This window comes from Microcystis sp. M53603_WE2 (assembly GCF_030065435.1).
In genome coordinates this window covers 1-3556 of record NZ_JASJFF010000141.1, presented here as the reverse complement: position 1 = coordinate 3556, position 3556 = coordinate 1, and the positions used below count along the sequence as shown (strand labels likewise).

4 protein-coding genes are annotated in these 3556 nt (G+C 40.4%); 1 reads left to right on the top strand and 3 read right to left on the bottom strand.

The window, feature by feature from the left end:
• Positions 1 to 462 (top strand): hypothetical protein (locus tag PX481_RS03305; protein WP_288093656.1); only part of this gene is annotated, 462 nt, incomplete at its 5' end.
• Here the strand turns inward: PX481_RS03305 and PX481_RS03300 are convergent.
• The 3 genes from PX481_RS03300 to PX481_RS03290 form a co-directional block, all read right to left on the bottom strand.
• The gene (locus PX481_RS03300) at positions 440 to 1156 is read right to left on the bottom strand and encodes a nucleotidyltransferase family protein (protein ID WP_002758302.1); all 717 of its coding nucleotides are present in this window, start codon (positions 1154 to 1156) and stop codon (positions 440 to 442) included. The two genes, PX481_RS03305 and PX481_RS03300, sit on opposite strands and share 23 nt — an antisense overlap.
• Positions 1157 to 1248: 92 nt before the next feature.
• Positions 1249 to 2274 carry a GHMP family kinase ATP-binding protein gene (locus PX481_RS03295; protein WP_002758307.1) on the bottom strand — a complete coding sequence of 342 codons (1026 nt, stop codon included), beginning with the start codon at positions 2272 to 2274 and terminating at the stop codon, positions 1249 to 1251.
• Positions 2275 to 2311: 37 nt separating this feature from the next.
• Positions 2312 to 2947, bottom strand: a complete 636-nt coding sequence (locus PX481_RS03290) for a D-sedoheptulose-7-phosphate isomerase (RefSeq protein ID WP_002758308.1) — start codon at positions 2945 to 2947, stop codon at positions 2312 to 2314.
• Positions 2948 to 3556 lie beyond the last annotated feature (609 nt).

Sequence of the window (3556 nt, the reverse complement as noted above, 5' to 3'; positions counted from 1 at the left end):
CTCTCGATGGGAAGAAGCATATCCTTAGTTAAAGCAGATTTTCTTCCTCAGTGCAACCTAAGTCGATGCTTTCTCACGAGTGCGGGTTCATTTTCTAGGTTGACTTCGGCTTCCTTACCAGCATTTATTGAGATGTTGCAATTAATGTTAACTTCACGGGGAGGCTTTCTAGATTATAGCCGTTTTCCAAGAGATTTAGGCAAATCCACTGTCTTTGCCGCCTATGCCGCCCACGGTTTGGTTCCAGTTCTAACAGACTATAACCCTTCTGAAGCCGATGGAGTAGAAAATAATAAACATTATTTAGTAGCTGATGAAAATCTGTCTAGTCTCGATTTGACTCAACTTCAGCAAATTGCTGACAACGCTCACAGATGGTATCAAGACCATAATTTGATCAAAGTCGCCAAGTTTTACGGTTCGTATTTTAATCCTGATGTTAAACCTGATTTCGGGAATTAAAAAGTTCAGGTAATTCAATCTGACTTTTTTCGTAATCTTGGGGGATGCCTATGTCAATAAAATATTCGTCAGAAATAAAGCCATACATAGGAATTTTCTCGGTATAAACTTTGAGAAAGTCGTCCTCAAAAGAAAATTTTGATGGTAGATCAAAGCTGGATAATATGTTTTTACATACACAATATATGCCGCCATTAATATAGCCTTTATGTTGATATTTTTTGGATTCAAACCCGATAATTTTTTGGTCATCGTCCAGGAGAACATTGTTATAACGATCGAAGTCAGTTAGTGGCTTCAGAGCAACAGTTATCAGGGATTTCTTTTGATTATGTAAATTAATTAAGGCGGATAAATTGACATTAAACAAGGTATCTCCGTTGACAATTAATGCTTGTTCGGTTTCAATTCTATTTAGTGCCAACCGGATCGCTCCTCCAGTTCCTAATGGTGTATCTTCTATCAGATAAGTTAGCTCGTATTCCTTGTATTGATCGCCAAAATAATCGATAATTTTCTGATGTTCATAGCCCACAGAAACTAAAAATTTGTTGGTAATTTTTTGAGATATTAAGTAATCTAATAGATATTCTAAAAAAGGTCTGTCGGCAACGGGAGCCATGGGTTTTGGTAAAGTGTTGATCACCGATCGCAACCTGGTTCCTAACCCACCCGCCAGAATAATTACATCCATAGATACACCTCAAAAATTTGAATTATTGCCAATCTTTTAAAAACTATTTTTAGGATTATAGGGATAATCCTTCCCCGTCGATCCTTGGTTTGCTATAATGTCCATGCTTGGGTTCCGTATTTGGTAAAATGAAAATTAATCACTTGGCCTCCTTCTGATTTCAAAGCTTTTATTACTTCGATTTTCTTGGTAGGATCGACCATAAAGATAATAAAACCACCGCCACCGGCCCCCGATATTTTGCCTGAATAGGCCCCGGTTTCCCTCGCTACCCGATAAATGTGATCGATCTGCGGATTACTAATTAATTTAGATAATTGCTTTTTCGCTTCCCAAGAAGTTCTCAGAATTTCTGCTATCCCCATAAAATCCGATTTAAGCAGTGCTTCTTTAAAGAGAATTGCCTCTTTTTTGAGTTGATGGGTAGCGGCGATCGCCTGCTCATTTTTTTCTTGGACATTCTGAATTTGATCCTCAATTACTTGAGATGAGTAGCGAGAAATGCCTGTATAGTAGAGGATCAGAGACACTTCTAGTTCATTGATCACCCAATTTTTAATCCGCAAAGGATTAACTATGACTCGATCTTGTTCATAAAATTCCATAAAATTAAAACCGCCAAAAGTGGCAGCGTACTGATCCTGTTTGCCCCCTAACCAGCCTAGATCAATTCGTTCGATCTCGTAGGCTAAATGGGCGATATCATACTCGCCTAGGGGTAATTTTAACAGTTCCACAAAGGCTTTAACTATGGCCACGGCTAGGGTAGAAGAAGAACCCAATCCCGAACCAGCCGGCGCATCGGAAAAGGTGGTGATTTGCAGCGGCAAAGGTTGCCCTTGATTAAAGTCTTTAATCAAACGATTATAGACCGCTTTATGCAGATCGAGAACACCGTTATAGGGGAGAGGAAACTGAAGGGTTTCTATTTGTTGTTCTCCTCGATCGGCGGCAACAAAAATGACTTGTTTGTCAGTAATTTCCGTGACTGTACAGTAGGCATAGAGATCGATAGTAGCGTTGAGAACGTAACCCCCATAAAGACTACAGTAAGGCTCCACATCGGTGCCGCCACCACCTAAACCTAATCTTAAAGGAGCTTTGGTTCTGATGATCATGGGTATGCTGTTTAGGTTGATTTTTTGCTAGGGGATTTTAGTTGGGAAAGATCGCTTCTTCGATCGCTAAACAAATAGTATGAAGAACAAAACCATGACCTTCTTGAATGCGCGGGGTACTGGTGCTAGGAATCATCAAACAATAATCGGTTTTTTCCTCTAGAGCTAATCCCTTCGCCCCAGTTAAACCGATGCTAGTGAGACCTTTTACTTGACAAACTTTGAGAGCTTGATGGATATTGGCGGAATTTCCCGAAGTGGAAATACCGATAAACACATCACCAGGGTTTCCTTCCGCTTCTATCTGGCGGCTAAAAATATATTCGTAACCATAATCGTTAGCGATTGCTGTTAAACTGGCGATATCGCTATTGAGGACGCGAACTGGCAAAGACTGTCTTTCTTTCAGAAATCGGCCGTGCAGCTCACCGCCAAAATGGATAGCATCGGCTGCACTGCCCCCATTACCGGCGACTAATACTTTGTGGTTGTTGCGATAAGCATGGATACATACTTGGCAAATCTCTTGGATTTTCTCTAGATATTTTGTCTCGGTTAGTAGTTTTTTCTTCAGGTTATAAGCTTCTTCCAATTCAGTCTTGATTAAAATTGACAGAGAGGGATCGCTCTGGAAACTATCCAATTTTTTGTTTGATTTTTCCACCATTCGCATAGGTTTGATTTTCCAATTTTTATTAGTTGAATAAATTTAACTCTCAATAGTATCAAAAGACCAGAATCGCTGTCCATTAATTGGGTACAAAACCCCTAGCATGGTAGAATTGATCACGGGACAAGAAAAACAGGCCGATGATAGTTCTAGAGAAACCTAGAGCGATCGAGTCAAAAGAGTGATCTTTTGCCGGTTATTCTCGGAATATACGACAAACGCAGCCAACTCTAGCACAATTTGTTTTGTTTGTAAATAAATTTTTGATGTATTCTGGCCGAGACGGGGGATTTCTGAGCGGGGGATTCAACCCTTGCGAGTCTTGGCCTTTTGTTTGGCTGGACAAAAATGTTAACAATTCATGACAATATTGCTGATATAATCAAAAGCCGAAAGGCTTGAAGGCGTATAATATGCCGTGATTGCTATACTCTGACACCTAGATAGGGTCTGCTGAAAAAGTTTTTCCTGGGGGCAGGGTGTGGGGTGTGGGGTGTGGGGTGTGGGGTTTTCCCAGTTTTGAGGTGGCCAATTACCTAATTTTCAGGGAAAAAGTGCCTAAATTTCGCCCCGATCACTCCCATATCTGGTACTTTTTGATTGACAAAAAGT

Excerpts from the sequence above, each read along its gene's own strand:
- PX481_RS03295 (WP_002758307.1), bottom strand. The coding sequence starts at position 2,274 with ATGATCATCAGAACCAAAGCTCCTTTAAGATTAGGTTTAGGTGGTGGC.
- PX481_RS03290 (WP_002758308.1), bottom strand. The coding sequence starts at position 2,947 with ATGCGAATGGTGGAAAAATCAAACAAAAAATTGGATAGTTTCCAGAGC.
- PX481_RS03300 (WP_002758302.1), bottom strand. The coding sequence starts at position 1,156 with ATGGATGTAATTATTCTGGCGGGTGGGTTAGGAACCAGGTTGCGATCG.